This window comes from Candidatus Limnocylindrus sp. (assembly GCF_040397215.1).
In the GTDB taxonomy this organism is placed as follows: Bacteria; Chloroflexota; Limnocylindria; order Limnocylindrales; family Limnocylindraceae; genus Limnocylindrus.
Genome location: NZ_JBBAWK010000002.1, coordinates 78,644 through 91,947 on the forward strand (window position 1 = coordinate 78,644; position 13,304 = coordinate 91,947).

Annotated in this window: 13 protein-coding genes and 2 tRNA genes; 9 read left to right on the plus strand and 6 right to left on the minus strand. The window is 64.0% G+C overall.

What is annotated here, in order from left to right:
* The first annotated feature begins 8 nt into the window (after window positions 1-8).
* Genes gatC through AC3LCN_RS01155 form a run of 5 tightly spaced genes read left to right on the plus strand, consistent with a single transcriptional unit; the run spans window position 9 to window position 4,742 of the window.
* Entirely contained in the window at window positions 9-314 is a 306-nt protein-coding gene (gene gatC / locus AC3LCN_RS01135) for an Asp-tRNA(Asn)/Glu-tRNA(Gln) amidotransferase subunit GatC (RefSeq protein ID WP_488648254.1), read from the plus strand.
* Entirely contained in the window at window positions 311-1,858 is a 1,548-nt protein-coding gene (gene gatA / locus AC3LCN_RS01140; protein ID WP_488648255.1) for an Asp-tRNA(Asn)/Glu-tRNA(Gln) amidotransferase subunit GatA, read from the plus strand. The genes gatC and gatA overlap by 4 nt, the downstream gene beginning before the upstream one ends.
* Window positions 1,855-3,039 (plus strand): aminotransferase class I/II-fold pyridoxal phosphate-dependent enzyme, encoded by a 1,185-nt coding sequence (locus AC3LCN_RS01145; RefSeq protein ID WP_488648256.1) that lies wholly within the window; start codon window positions 1,855-1,857, stop codon window positions 3,037-3,039. Before gatA ends, AC3LCN_RS01145 begins: the two co-directional genes overlap by 4 nt.
* Window positions 3,036-4,469 carry an Asp-tRNA(Asn)/Glu-tRNA(Gln) amidotransferase subunit GatB gene (gene gatB, locus AC3LCN_RS01150; RefSeq protein ID WP_488648257.1) on the plus strand — a complete coding sequence of 478 codons (1,434 nt, stop codon included), beginning with the start codon at window positions 3,036-3,038 and terminating at the stop codon, window positions 4,467-4,469. The genes AC3LCN_RS01145 and gatB overlap by 4 nt, the downstream gene beginning before the upstream one ends.
* The gene (locus AC3LCN_RS01155; protein WP_488648258.1) at window positions 4,470-4,742 is read left to right on the plus strand and encodes a hypothetical protein; all 273 of its coding nucleotides are present in this window, start codon (window positions 4,470-4,472) and stop codon (window positions 4,740-4,742) included.
* On the opposite strand, the gene AC3LCN_RS01160 is transcribed toward AC3LCN_RS01155, so the two are convergent.
* From AC3LCN_RS01160 to AC3LCN_RS01170, 3 genes are read right to left on the minus strand one after another with little or no spacing between them, the layout of a single operon-like run.
* On the minus strand, window positions 4,739-5,575 hold the full coding sequence (locus AC3LCN_RS01160) for a PfkB family carbohydrate kinase (RefSeq protein WP_488648259.1): 837 nt from the start codon (window positions 5,573-5,575) through the stop codon (window positions 4,739-4,741). The genes AC3LCN_RS01155 and AC3LCN_RS01160 overlap by 4 nt on opposite strands.
* On the minus strand, window positions 5,572-6,318 hold the full coding sequence (locus AC3LCN_RS01165) for a hypothetical protein (protein WP_488648260.1): 747 nt from the start codon (window positions 6,316-6,318) through the stop codon (window positions 5,572-5,574). Before AC3LCN_RS01165 ends, AC3LCN_RS01160 begins: the two co-directional genes overlap by 4 nt.
* On the minus strand, window positions 6,315-6,845 hold the full coding sequence (locus tag AC3LCN_RS01170; RefSeq protein ID WP_488648261.1) for a CoA-binding protein: 531 nt from the start codon (window positions 6,843-6,845) through the stop codon (window positions 6,315-6,317). The genes AC3LCN_RS01165 and AC3LCN_RS01170 overlap by 4 nt, the downstream gene beginning before the upstream one ends.
* Window positions 6,846-6,880: 35 nt before the next feature.
* Here AC3LCN_RS01170 and AC3LCN_RS01175 point away from each other — a divergent pair, with 35 nt between their 5' ends.
* Together AC3LCN_RS01175 and AC3LCN_RS01180 are read left to right on the plus strand one after the other, a co-directional pair.
* Window positions 6,881-10,570, plus strand: coding sequence for a DNA polymerase III subunit alpha (locus AC3LCN_RS01175; RefSeq protein ID WP_488648262.1), 3,690 nt, complete (start codon window positions 6,881-6,883; stop codon window positions 10,568-10,570).
* A 48-nt stretch (window positions 10,571-10,618) separates the two neighbouring features.
* Window positions 10,619-11,659, plus strand: a complete 1,041-nt coding sequence (locus AC3LCN_RS01180; RefSeq protein WP_488648263.1) for a prenyltransferase — start codon at window positions 10,619-10,621, stop codon at window positions 11,657-11,659.
* Between the two features lie 12 nt (window positions 11,660-11,671).
* Here the strand turns inward: AC3LCN_RS01180 and AC3LCN_RS01185 are convergent, their stop codons facing one another.
* The 3 genes from AC3LCN_RS01185 to AC3LCN_RS01195 all read right to left on the minus strand — a co-directional run bounded on the left by AC3LCN_RS01185 (window position 11,672) and on the right by AC3LCN_RS01195 (window position 12,108).
* Window positions 11,672-11,887, minus strand: a complete 216-nt coding sequence (locus AC3LCN_RS01185) for a hypothetical protein (protein WP_488648264.1) — start codon at window positions 11,885-11,887, stop codon at window positions 11,672-11,674.
* Between the two features lie 21 nt (window positions 11,888-11,908).
* Window positions 11,909-11,995, minus strand: a tRNA-Leu gene (locus tag AC3LCN_RS01190).
* Between the two features lie 27 nt (window positions 11,996-12,022).
* Window positions 12,023-12,108, minus strand: a tRNA-Leu gene (locus AC3LCN_RS01195).
* Window positions 12,109-12,143: 35 nt separating this feature from the next.
* Here AC3LCN_RS01195 and AC3LCN_RS01200 point away from each other — a divergent pair.
* A complete protein-coding gene (locus AC3LCN_RS01200) occupies window positions 12,144-12,797 on the plus strand; it encodes an RNA polymerase sigma factor (protein ID WP_488648265.1) in 654 nt (217 codons plus the stop codon).
* A 1-nt stretch (window position 12,798) separates the two neighbouring features.
* On the plus strand, window positions 12,799-13,281 hold the full coding sequence (locus AC3LCN_RS01205; RefSeq protein WP_488648266.1) for a hypothetical protein: 483 nt from the start codon (window positions 12,799-12,801) through the stop codon (window positions 13,279-13,281).
* The last annotated feature ends 23 nt before the right edge of the window (window positions 13,282-13,304 follow it).

Below are 13,304 nucleotides of genomic sequence, written 5' to 3' on the forward strand. Positions count from 1 at the left end.
ATTCCCGCATGAGTGACCTAACCCGTGCCGAAGTAGAACACGTCGCCGCACTGGCACGCCTCGGCCTCACCAGCGATGAGTTGGGGAAGCTTCAGGGTGATCTGAACCTGATCCTCGAGCAGTGGGCGCACCTCGCCGACGTTGACACCTCGAGCGTGCCGCCAAGCGCACAGACGATGGTCCAGGCGATGCCGCTGCGTGACGACGTCGCTGAGCCCTCTCTCCCCGTTGACGATGCCCTCCAGAACGCACCAGCGCGGAGCGGCGACTTTGTGCGCGTGCAGGCGATTCTCTCCGAGGAGGCCGACGGATGAGCGGGGAGGGCCTCCGCCGCGCAACCGCAACAGAGCTTCGTGCCGGATTCCAATCGGGTGCCGCAACCTCGCGCGCCGCCACCGACGAACTCTTTGCCGCCATTGAACGAGAGGATGGCGTCCTTGGCGCATGGCTCCATCTTCGGCACGAAGAGGCGCGCGCGGAGGCCGATCGCGCTGATGCGCGCTACGCAGCCGCACGTGCCGCTGGTGCCGCGGCGCTCAACGAACTCCCGGCACTCCTTGGCGTCCCCGTTGCACTGAAAGATCTCGTCAACCTCACCGGAACGCCCACCACTGCGGGCTCGCGAATCCTGGAGGGGTACATCAGCCCCTACGACGCAACCATCGCTGCGCGGCTGAAGGAGGCGGGTGCAGTGATTCTTGGCAAGACCAACATGGACGAGTTTGCGATGGGATCATCGACCGAGTTCTCGGCATACAAGAAGACGGTGAATCCGTGGGACATTGATCGCGTGCCGGGCGGATCGTCGGGCGGATCCTCCGCCGCTGTGGCCGCGTTCCATGCCCCGCTCTCCATTGGCACCGATACGGGTGGCTCCATTCGTCAGCCCGCCAGCCTCACCGGCATTGTCGGCATGAAGCCGACCTACGGTCGTGTTTCGCGCTACGGCATCGTTGCTTTTGCATCATCGCTCGATCAGGTCGGGCCATTTGCGCGCACGGCGCAGGATGCAGGGCTCCTGCTGCACACAATTGCTGGTGTCGATGCGCATGATGCCACCAGCTCGCGTAGTCCGCTTGATGCGGCGCTGCTGAGCCTCCCGAGCGGTGATGCTGCGGCGTCCGCCATTCGCGGCAAGCGATTTGCCCTGCCGAAGGAGTACTTCGTTACTGGCATGGAGGCTGGTGTTGAACGCGCTGTGCGCGATGCGGTTGCGGCGCTTGAGGCTGCAGGCGGGATCGTCGAAGAGGTCAGTCTCCCAACTACGGAGCATGCGCTCGCGACCTACTACATCGTTGCGCCAGCAGAGGCTTCAGCAAACCTTGCCCGTTACGACGGCATTCGCTACGGCGCATCAACGCACGGCGGTGGAGATCTGCTGAACGGCTACCTCGAGACGCGCGGCCGTGGGTTTGGCCCAGAGGTACGACGACGCATCATGTTGGGCACCTACGCACTCTCCGCCGGCTACTACGACGCCTATTACGTGAAGGCGCAGAAGGTGCGCACCCTCATCGCGCGCGACTTTGATCGCATCTGGGCGGCGGGCTTCGACGCCATCGTTGCGCCGACGAGCCCACAGGTCGCCTGGAAGTTCGGCGCCAAGATGAGCGATCCGGTCTCCATGTATCTCGCTGACGCCTGCACCCTGCCAGCGAACATGGCAGGCCTTCCCGGGGTGAGCATCCCGTGCGGCCTCTCCGAGAACCTTCCGGTGGGGCTGCAGCTGATCGGTAAGGCGTGGTCCGAAGCCGAACTGCTCAGCATCTCGGCCGGCTATGAGGCGCTCACGGCAACAGCAGCATGGCGCGCGATGGCGCCGCATGATCTCGCCAAGCTCGGTGGAGGTGCGGCGTGAGTGATTTCGCAAAGCGCGCACTTGCTGATCGTGTTCACGCGGTGTCGCCCTCTGGTATCCGACGCTTTTTTGACATCGCCGCAACGATGAGCGACGTGATCAGCCTCGGCGTGGGGGAGCCCGACTTCGATACCCCACCGCACATCATTGAGGCCGCTGTGGCGAGCCTGCGCGCCGGACGCACCCACTACACCTCGAACTACGGAACGATTGAGCTTCGCCGCGCTATTGCCGCGAAGATTCAGGAGCGCTCAGGCGTGAGCTACGACCCAGAGAGCGAGATCATCATCACGGTCGGCGCCTCTGAGGCTGTCGATCTTGCCGTTCGCGGGGTCATCGGTACGGGCGATCGCATCGTGCTGCCAGAGCCCTCGTACGTTGCCTACCTCCCTGCGGTCGTCTTTGCGGGTGGTACCGCCGTACCGGTGGCGACGAGCGGCAGCGACAACTGGCGCCTGCACCCCGATGCCGTAGATTCCGCGGCGGCCAGCGCCAAGGCGCTCTTCCTCGGCTATCCGGCGAACCCAACGGGGGCCACCCTCGACGAGCCAACCCGCGAGGCGCTCGCCAAGATCGCCGTGGCACGTGATCTGCTGGTGATTAGCGATGAAATCTATGACCGACTCGTCTACGAGGGGCCGGCGCACCGCGCAATGTCGGCCTACCCAGGGATGCGCGAGCGCACCATCCTGATCGGCGGCTTCTCGAAGTCGTACGCCATGACGGGGTGGCGCGTCGGCTTCCTCTGTGCGCCAAAGGAGATCGTTGCGGGCTTGGTCAAGATCCACCAGTACGCGATCATGAGCGCGCCAACGATTGGGCAGGATGCAGCCCTTGAAGCGCTCACGAACGGCGAGCCAGCGCTCGAAGAGATGCGCGCCGCCTACGCGCGACGTCGCACCATCGTGCTCGATGGCCTCGCCGCCCTAAACCTGCCGACGGGCGCACCGCAGGGCGCCTTCTACGCCTTCCCCGACATTCGCTCCACAGGGCTCACCGACGAACAGTTCGCCGAGCGCCTCCTCACCGAGGAGCGCGTTGCTGTGATCCCAGGCTCCTCGTTCGGGGCCAGCGGCGTTGGCCACGTGCGCATCTGTTACGCCACGTCGGAAGAGAACCTACGCGAGGCACTTGTCCGCATCGGTCGGTTCGTTGCCAAGGCACGCGGGGTGGCGGTATGACCTGGCATGCGGTGATCGGCATTGAGGTGCACGTGCAGCTCCGCACGGTGACGAAGATGTTCTGCCCCTGCGCGATTCCGGCCGAGGGCGACCTGCCAAACAGCAAGACCTGCCCAACCTGTCTCGGGCTCCCTGGCGCACTTCCAGTGCCGAACCGGGCCGCGATCGAGAAGGTGCTTGCCGTTGGTGCCGCGATCGGTGCCGCCGCGCCGGCCACCACGATCTGGGATCGCAAGAACTACTTCTACCCAGATTTGCCGAAGGGGTATCAGATCAGTCAACTTGACTTCCCGCTCGCTGAGCATGGAACCATTGAGGTCACGACGAGCGCCGGAACGAGTCGCGTGCGCATTCGCCGCGCCCACCTGGAAGAGGATACGGCGCGCTTGCGTCACGAAAAGGGGGGTGACGGGAAGCGCTCCAGCCTCATCGACTACAACCGATCGGGTGTCGCGCTCCTTGAGATCGTGACCGAACCAGACATTCGCGACGCGGAGACGGCCCGACGCTACGCCGAAGAGCTGCGCCTCCTGCTCCGCACGATCGGTGCCGCCGATGCGGAGATGGAGAACGGGCAGATGCGCGTCGAGGCGAACGTCTCGATCCGCCCAAGCGAAGATGCACCGTTTGGCACGCGCACCGAGGTGAAGAACATGAACTCTTTCCGGTCGGTGGAGAAGGCGATCGCCTTTGAGATTGCGCGGCAGGCCAAAGTCCTTGAGTCGGGCGGAACGGTCACGCAAGAGACGCGCGGCTGGGATGAGTCGAGCGACAGCACCTACACGATGCGCGCGAAAGAGAACTCGCACGACTATCGCTACTTCCCTGAGCCTGACCTGCCACCACTTTCGATCGAGCCAGCCTGGTTGGCTGGCATTGTTGCGAGCATCCCAGAGATCCCATCGGCGCGGCGAGCACGCTATGTGGAGCAGCTCGCGCTCTCCGAATATGACGCCGCCGTTCTTGTTGGGGAGCCACGTGCCGCTGCGCTCTTCGAGGCGTCACGCGCTGCGGACGCAACGATCGACGCGAAGACGCTCGCAAATTGGGTGACGGGCGAGTATCTCCGAGCAGCAAACGAGGGGGCTGCCGAACCAGATCCGGTCCAGTTCGCCGCGCTGATCGGGGCTGTTTCGCACAAGGAGATCAACGGCACCACAGGGAAGGAGCTCTTTGCCGAACTACTCGGCGGCAGCTTCGATGTGCGCGCGGCGATCGCCGAGCGCGGCCTCGGGCAGATTAGCGACGACGGTGCATTGAAGAAGCTCGCAGCCGAGGTACTCGCCGCGAATCCGCAGGCGCTCGCCGACTGGAAGGCGGGGAAGCAGCAGGCGATCGGCTTCTTGGTTGGCCAGGCGATGAAGGCGAGCAAGGGGCGTGGGGATGCAGCCCAACTTGGAGCTCTCTTCAAGGACCTGCTGGACGCCTAAGTGCTCGACCTCGTTCGACTCTTCGTGGGCGGCATTGGTATCGCGGGGTTTTTCTATCTGGCACGTCGACTCCCACCTCTGCTCCGAGCGCGAACGGAGTGGGCGAACCGCGTCGGCGCAGCAACGCGCTATGAGGCGTGGCGCGGCACACCCGGGAGCGGCCCCGATCTTGCCGATCGTCTTGAGGGTGAACTCATCGTCAATCGCCTGCGCCGCCTGACGGGCGTTGGCATTGCTGCGGCCGCAGGAATCCTGCTCGCCCTGTTGACCTAGTCTCCGTACGCTGCGTCAGGGAGCGGGAGGCTCCACGCGGTGGCGGCAGCCCCCGCCGCCTGTCCGGCGGCGACGGACTCACCTAATGAGGCACCAGCCTGGTGCGCCAACAAGAACGCTGCGATAAAGGCATCCCCACACCCGATGGTGCTCCCCGCCACAGGGACTGCCACGGTGGGATAGAACGTCTCGGTCTGTTTCTCACCGTCAACGACTAGGACCCCCTGCGCCCCAAGTGTCACGACGGCTACCTTCCGAGCATCGAGAACGAAGCGGCGCACCTCTGCGAGTGACGCGTCCTCGCGTGCGCCGGGCCAGCCGATAAAGGCGAGATTAATGTGCACCAACGTCTCGCGGAAGCGCTCCGGCGTGTAATGGCGAAACCCAAGGAAATCGGCACTGACCATCACATGTTCAAGGTGCCCAGACGATGAGAGGCGTTCCAGCTCGTCAATGGCTCCTTCGACGAGGACGGTATGCCAATGGGTTGCAGTAGCAAGCGAGGCCAGCTCTTCTGTGGTGCAGTGCACCAACTCCCACACGCCCTCAATGTAGTTGTCCATCTGGGGTTGGCGGTCTGCTCCGATACGGATATCGATGGAGGAGCTCTCTCCAGGCGCGACGAGGGACGCAGGGAGATGCGGAATCTCATTGCGCTGAAGGAACTCCACGAACAGGTCCTGGTCGCTCGAGCCGATCCGCGTCTGGAGGAGGAACTCTTTGCCGGCAGCCGCCCAGTGGTACGCCATGTTCAACACTCCTCCACCTGGGAGGGTGCGGCCGCTCTCGAGATAGCGATCGCGACTCGCGGTGCCGAAGAGGATGCTTGTCACAGCCCCGCAAGCGGCGCGGATCGGTCGTCACCAGAGGCGAGGAACCGATCTAGGCGCACCTCTACAACTTTGCTCGACTGCCAGAACGCCTCAATGGAGAGGTGGCCACATCCTTCGTCGTGATACCACTCGCGTCGCCCAGGGACTGAGCTGATCAGTGCCGGATCGTGCGCGGGCACGACCGCCGGGTTGAGTAGGTACCCAGGGGAGAGGGGATCACGGATCTGCAGCAGCCCGTCGCCGCGGAAGCCGCTGGCTCGCGGCGCGGTCACACGCTCACCGGTGCCAAAATCGAGAAGTTCTACGGTCTCATCTGGTGTTGCCGTAACCGTTGGCCAGGCGGGATTGTCAACAAGTTCGGCAATGACGCGCCGCACCGAAATGTCTTGGTAGTGGTTCATAGCGGTGTGCGGCTGCTCGTAATCGTTGTCGTAGACGTTGGTCGGATTGTCGTCGTACACGTTGCCGCAAGCCTCTACCAAGAAGTTCACCAGATCAGGCCGGTCGTGCAGGTAGCGTCGATATGCCTCTTCGTACTCGAGGATGGCTACGGCTCGCGGCACGATCTCGCCTCGCACGAGGTGCGAGATCCGCCAGCCATCTGTGCCGAAGCGCTCGTTGAGGAGTGCGTTCCAACGAGCCTTCTCGGCGCCAGAGAATCCCGGTAGTCCGACGGGGATCCAGATTTGTGACATGCGCTTTGCGGTCTCTGCGGGTAGGAGCGCTACCCAATTGGTGGTCATGCCGAGGCTCGGGTGTTTGGGCCAGAGATGCCGAGACGCGGCATCTCAATGGCGGGGCAACGGTCTTGTACGAACAGCATGGATGCCTCGTTGGCGATCTGCGCAGCGGCCGGGCTAATCACTCCAAGCTGAAGCCAGAGTCCACCTGCACCAATCGCGACGGCCTCGCGTGCAATCTCCTCGCACTCCTCGGAGCGCCGAAAGACATCAACGAGATCGATCCGCTCGCCAACTGGGAGTGAGACGGCAGCGGCACTCAGCGTTGGGAAGCAGGGGAGGCCCGCCACCCCGTCGCGCAGCGCCTCTGGCATTGGGTTGATCGGGAGGATCTGCCAGCCAGCTGCGGCGAGTGTGCGCAGGACGCCGTGGGAGGGGCGGTCTGGGCGCGGGGAGGCGCCGACGACCGCAATGGTGCGACTCTCCGTCAGCATGCGGCGCATGAGCGCGTCCACTGCGGCGGGATCTGGGGCGCCCCCTTCGGCGGCCTCAATGGCTGCCCGTAGTCGTGCGCGTTCCTGCTCATCCATAGAGGGATAGTACGCCGATCGCTAGACTGCCCCACGTGAGCGCCAAGCCTGACTTTACGCACCTCCACGTCCACAGCGAGTTCAGCCTGCTCGACGGCATGAGCAATCTGGAGGCGCTGATGGAGGAGACGAAGCGCCTCGGGATGGACTCCATTGCCCTCACCGACCACGGGGCTCTCTATGGCGCGGTTCAGTTTGTGCAGGCGGCGAAGAGGCACGGGATCAAGCCGATCATCGGCGTCGAGACGTATGTCGCTCGCCGTGGCATGCGGGACAAAGAGGGGAAGGCTGACCAGCAGCCGTTTCACCTGATCGCCCTTGCGACGAGCGGAACCGGCTATCGCAATCTTTGCCGTGTGGTGACGGACGCGCATCTGGATGGGCTCTACTACAAGCCACGTACCGACCACGAGCATCTTGCTCGGCATGCAGAGGGCCTTGTCGGACTTTCTGGATGCCTGAATGGCGAGATTGCCCGAGCACTGGAGGTTGATGACTGGGAGCATGCGCGAGCCCTCGCCGGGAAGTACGGCGAAATCTTTGGGAAGGGGCGCTTCTTCCTCGAGGTGCAAGATCACGGCCTCCCCGAGCAGCGTCGCCTGAACGAGCAACTCTTCCGCCTCGCCCCCGAAGTTGGCCTCCCGCTCGTGCTGACAAATGACCTGCACTACGTGCGCGCAGATCAGCGCGATGCACACGATGTGCTCCTCTGCATCGGTACGGCGAGCAACCTCGAGACACCGGGTCGCATGAAGTTTGGCTCTGGCGATTTCTACCTGAAGTCACCAGAGCAGATGGCGGCACTCTTCCCCGATCGCCCGGAACTGCTCAAGAACACACGTCTCATCGCTGAGATGGTGGACTTCAACCTCGAGCTCGGCACAACGCGCGTCCCGGACATTGAGGTGCCGGCAGGAGAGAACGTCGAGAGCTGGTTGACGAAAGAGGCCGAACGAGGGCTTGCGCGCCGGTTCGGCACGCCAAGCGACGCGGCGCGCGCGCGCCTCGCCTACGAACTCGATGTGATCATCAAGATGGGTTATGCAGCCTACTTCCTTATCGTTGCGGACTTCGTGCGATTTGCGCGAGAGCAGGGGATCGCCACCACCTGCCGAGGCAGTGCCCCTGGGTCTATCGTGACCTATGCGCTTGGCATTACCCCCGTGGATCCGTTGCACTATGAGCTGCCATTTGAGCGGTTCTTGAACCAAGACCGCGTCACCATGCCAGATATTGATATTGACTTTGAAGATGGTCGCCGTGACGAGGTGATCAGCTACGTCTCACAAAAGTATGGCGAAGACCGTGTCGCCCAGATCATCACCTTCGGCACGATGGCGGCGCGCGCCTCCATCCGCGACGTTGGGCGTGTGCTTGGCAAGAGCTACAGCGAAGTTGACCGCATTGCGAAGTCCGTGCCTGCGCAACTGAACATCAGCCTGGCCCAGGCAAGAAAGTCTCCAGAGTTTGCGGGGTACGCCGATGGCACGGAGTACAGCCAACTTATCGGCCTTGCCGAACAGCTGGAAGGGGTTGTGCGAAACGCCTCAACCCACGCGGCCGGCGTGGTGATCAGTCGCGAGCCCCTGACCGAGATCATGGCCCTCCAGCGTGCGACGAACTCTGAGGGGGTCATGACGCAGATCGAGATGCACGGGGTGGAGGCGCTCGGCCTGTTGAAGTTTGACTTCCTCGGCCTGGCAAACCTCACGATCCTCCGAACGGCGGTGGATCGTATTCGAGAGACACGCGGCATTGAGATCGACCTCGACAAGATTCCGCTGGACGACGCGAAGACGTTCGCCTTGCTCGCCTCAGGCGAGACGACCGGAATCTTCCAGCTTGAGTCGCCCGGCATGCGCCGCTATATCAAGGAGCTGCGACCAACGAGCGTCTATGACCTTGCCGCCATGGTCGCCCTCTATCGACCGGGTCCAATGGCGAACATCCCGACCTACATCCGTCGTAAGCACGGCCAGGAGGCGGTGACCTATCTGCACCCCCTCCTTGAGCCATTCCTCAAGCGAACGTACGGCGTCTTCGTGTACCAGGAGGACATCATGGCCGCGGCCTCTGCGCTCGGTGGATTCTCGGGCCCGAAGGCGGACACGCTGGGATACGCGGTGCGCAAGAAGAAAGAGGATGTCCTTGCGGGCTTGAAGCAAGAGTTCATCACGAGCGCCGCTGAGCGGGGGGTCGCACGCGCCACGATCGAAAAGGTGTTCGAGGCATTTGAGCCGTTCGCAAACTACGGATTCAACAAGGCGCACGCTACCTGCTACGGCCTGATCGCCTACCAAACCGCGTACCTCAAGGCGAACTACACCGTGGAGTACATGACGAGCGTGTTGAACGCCTTTCGAAGCAAGGAGGAGAAGGTTGCAGCAGCAATCGCAGAGTGTCGTCGCCTTGGCATCCCAGTGCTCCCCCCAGACGTTGACTTCTCAAATCTCGACTTCGAGCCAGAGGGGGAGGCGATCCGCTTCGGCCTCTTAGGGGTCAAGAATGTTGGCGCTACTGCCGCCGAGTCCATCGTTGTGGCGCGTGAGGCGGGGGAGCAGGCGGCCTCGCTGCAGGAGCTCTGCGAGCGGATTGATCTTCGACTCGCGAACAAGCGCGTCCTTGAAGCGCTGGCGAAGGTTGGGGCGCTCCGCCGCTTCGGCCACCCGGCGCAGATCCTGCTCGCTCTCGACGACGCGATCTCCGGCGGCTCTAGTGCGCAGCGCGAGCGTGCGGCGGGCCAGGTTGGTCTCTTTGATGCAATGCCTGAGCTTGCCGGAGCGGGGATCCCCGCACTCCCACACGTCACGGAGGCCTCAACGCGTGAACGGCTGCGCTGGGAGCGCGAGCTAATGGGCGTCTATCTGAGTGATCACCCAATGAATGCTCTCGCGCCAGCAATGCAGCCGTATGTTGGCACCTTTGTTGGCGACTTTAGCGATGAGTCGTTCCGCGATGAGACGGCGACACTCGGCGCCATTGTCTTGAGCATTCGCCAGATGGTCACCAAGAAGGGTGCCTCCATGGCGATCGTCACCGTGGAGGATCTCACCGGGAGCATGGAGGTCGTAGTCTTCCCGCAGGTGTGGGAGTCAACGAAGAGTTCCTGGATTGAGGGTGAGGGGATCCTCATCGCCGGTCGCGCCGAGCAGCGCGGCGAAGAGTGGTCGCTGCTCGTTGAGTCCGTCGTTCCGTGGGAGGAGGCGTCGCGCCTCAGCGCGGAGGCCGTCCGCTCCAAACTCACCGTTTCGAGCGGGGGGCGGCGCTTCGCAAAGCGCTCTGTCGCGCCGCTCCCGCACGGTGGGATTCCAGCGGGCATGGTCCCCGAAGGGATGGAGGCGGGCGCACCACTGATGCCGGAGCGCGCACCCGCCGAATTTGACGCGGCTGTTGCGGTCGAGGCGCCACCCGCTGAGCCGCTCGTCGGGGCCATGTCGAATCCTGATCCGGTCGAGATTCCTGCAGGCGCAGTGCTGCATATCAAGTTCAAGGCGCGCCAGTCCGTTGAGGAGACGATCCGAGCCATGGAGATCGTGAAGGGGGAGCTGCGTGCACGACCTGGCGGAACGCGTGTTGTGGTGCATATCCCACAGGCGGGCGGCGCCCAGCTCTTGCCGATGGAGCAGCGCAACGGTGTCGCATGGGATGCGGGCCTCCCCGCGATCCTGCGTGACCGCGTGGGCGGCGACGGGGTTGAGTTGGAGCTGATCTCACCTGCAACCTGAGGAAGATCCAGCCCTGCAGAATTCTTAAGAAGAGGGGAGAATAGGAGGGTGAGCAGCAAAGATTACGCATCCGTTCTCCTGCGACAGTCCGCCCCAGAGGGTGTTGATTGGCGGACCATGTCGGTTGTTGCGCGAGCGCTACTTCTCGCACGCGCCTCGGTCCTTCCGCTGACGATTCTCGGCGCAGGGCAGGGCCTCCTCTTCGCCTGGTGGAGTGGCAAGATCAGTGACGCCTCGTTCGGTGGCAACGCCGTCAGCGGCATCCTCCTCGGTTTCGCCGCCTTCTTTGGCGCGAACCTCGCGCACGCGGCGAACAACCTGGCGAATGACTGGCGCGATTATCACGACGGCCTTGATCGACCCGGCTACCCACGCGCCGACTACTCACCGCATCCAATCGCCTCAGGCGCCATGTCGAGCCGCACACTGCTTGTTGCGATCGGCGTGCTGACCGCCCTGGCCGCAATCCTCGGTGGCTTCACCATGGTCGTCCGAAACGAACTACTCATCGGCGCATTTGCGATCGCCGGCCTGATCCTTTCGTGGGGCTATACCGATCCACCACTGCGCCTCAAGCGTCGCGGTCTCGGTGAGCTCTCCGCCTTCATCGTGTGGGGACCGCTCATGGGAGGGGGAACCTACCTCGCAGCAACTGGCCGCGTTGATGCGATCGCGTTGATCGCCACGCTGCCATGGGCACTCTTCGTCACCGCCGTGCTCTTCGGCAAGCATCTCGACAAGATCGAGGCAGACGGTTCGCGCGGCGTGAAGACCTTCGTCGTTCGCATCGGTGAGCGCCGTGCGCGTGTATTCACAACGGTGCTGATCTCTGCTGGCTATCTGGGGATCGCGATCTTTGCGATCCCTGCAGTCGGAATCTTCCCATGGTTCGTGGCGCCACTCGCCGGACTCGGTGCGATCTCTGCGCTCCCAGCACTGAAGATCGTTGCTGCGCCCCGCCCGTCGGCACCGCCCGCGGGCTATCCGCTCTGGCCGCTCTGGCATGTTGGTGCGGCCTTCCTCGCATCGCGCCCCGCGATGGGAGCACTCTTTGTTGGGCTCGTCGTTGGGGCGATCCTCGGCCGCTAAGCCAACGGAGAGCTACTTACCCTTCGCCTCGGGTCGAGCTACTCGGGCTGGCGCAACGCGCAGTGCCTCAAACTTCGCAAGCTCTACCTCGATTGCTGCGACCTCCGCAGCGGCGGTACGCCATTCAGTTGAGCCGGCAGCGGCAGCAGCGCGTTTTGCGCGGGCGGCGCCGTGTTCGCGCATGAGGGTAGGGCGATCGGCTCGCGGGGTGAATGCCTTCTCGCTCATGTTGCCTCCCTGTGATGTGGTTGGTGCCGAAGGCGGGACTCGAACCCGCATGATCTCATCGACCGGCCGATTTTAAGTCGGATGCGTCTGCCATTTCGCCACTTCGGCCCCTCTATCGTAGCGGGGCGGTGGCTTTGGTACCGAAGGTGGGAGTCGAACCCACATGACCTTTCAGTCGACCGATTTTGAGTCGGTTGCGTCTGCCATTTCGCCACTTCGGCACCCATAGATCCTAGCGGCGCGGCACACTAGGCACATGACACGAGGCAGCAGAGCAGGCGGAGGCGAGGGGGCGGAGCGCACGGCGCTGCTCGCCGCCGCACGAGCGGGCTCTCAGGACGCCTTCCGCGACCTCTTCACCCCTGACCTTGACCTTGCATGGCGGATGGCGCTGCGCATCACGGGGAGCGAGGCGAGCGCCGACGACGCCCTGCAGGCGGGGCTGATCTCGGCATACCGCTCCCTCGACCGGGTTGCGCCAACCAACCTTCGGGGCTGGTTCGTGCGGATCGTGGAGAACGCTGCGCGCGACCTGATGCGACGTGAGCGCCGGCACCCGACACTCCCGTTCGCGAGCGAATCGCACGAGGAGGCGGGGGAGGGTGCGCACCGTGAGCGCGTTGAGGCAGAGCCGCAGGCGGGGGCGGCCTCTGATCCGGCGCAGCGTGCTGAGGCGAGCGAGCTCGCCGTCGCCCTGGCGAAGGCTCTTGGGGCGATTCCCGAGGAACGACGCCGGGCGATCCTCCTCTACGACGTCGATGGATATGACTATGCAGAGATCGCGGAACTGACGGGGGTATCGGTGGGAACCATCAAGAGCCGAATCAGCCGAGGGCGCGAAGAGCTGCGCCGCCTCCTTGCCGACCTGCGGCCGGGAACCGCTGGCGCACCGTTATCGTTGGGAGAGTGAGATGAGCAACGCCGCCGGCACCCCTGGGCACGATCCGCTGAGCGCCTATCGCGCTGGTGAGCCCCGCCGTGCCCGTGACCCCTTCGCCAACCCCGCCCTGCGCAGCGAGATTGCACGGATCGCTGAGGCTCGAGCCCAGCGCGCTGCAAGCGGCTGGCGCTCCGCCCTAATTGGCTGGGTGAGCGCCGCGCCGCGTGGTGCCCTTGCGGGCGCCGCACTCTCCGTAACGCTCCTTCTTGGCGGCGTTGCTGGCCAGTTGGCGGGTGGCACCGAGAGCGCAGCTCGGCTGGAGGCTGGGGCCAACCCCCTCGCATCGAGCTTGGCCCCCGAAGCCTCGATGGCGGTGAAGGCGGACGGCGTGAGCAATGAGCTCTTCACATCGGAGACGCTAGACGGCGCCACGATCGTCTCTGGAGCCGCTCTGCTTCTGCTGACGGGGAGCCTTGCGGTGGCCTTCGTGAGCGTGCGGAGGCGTCGCGCCTAGCCGAAGGGCTCTGCACTCCTGCG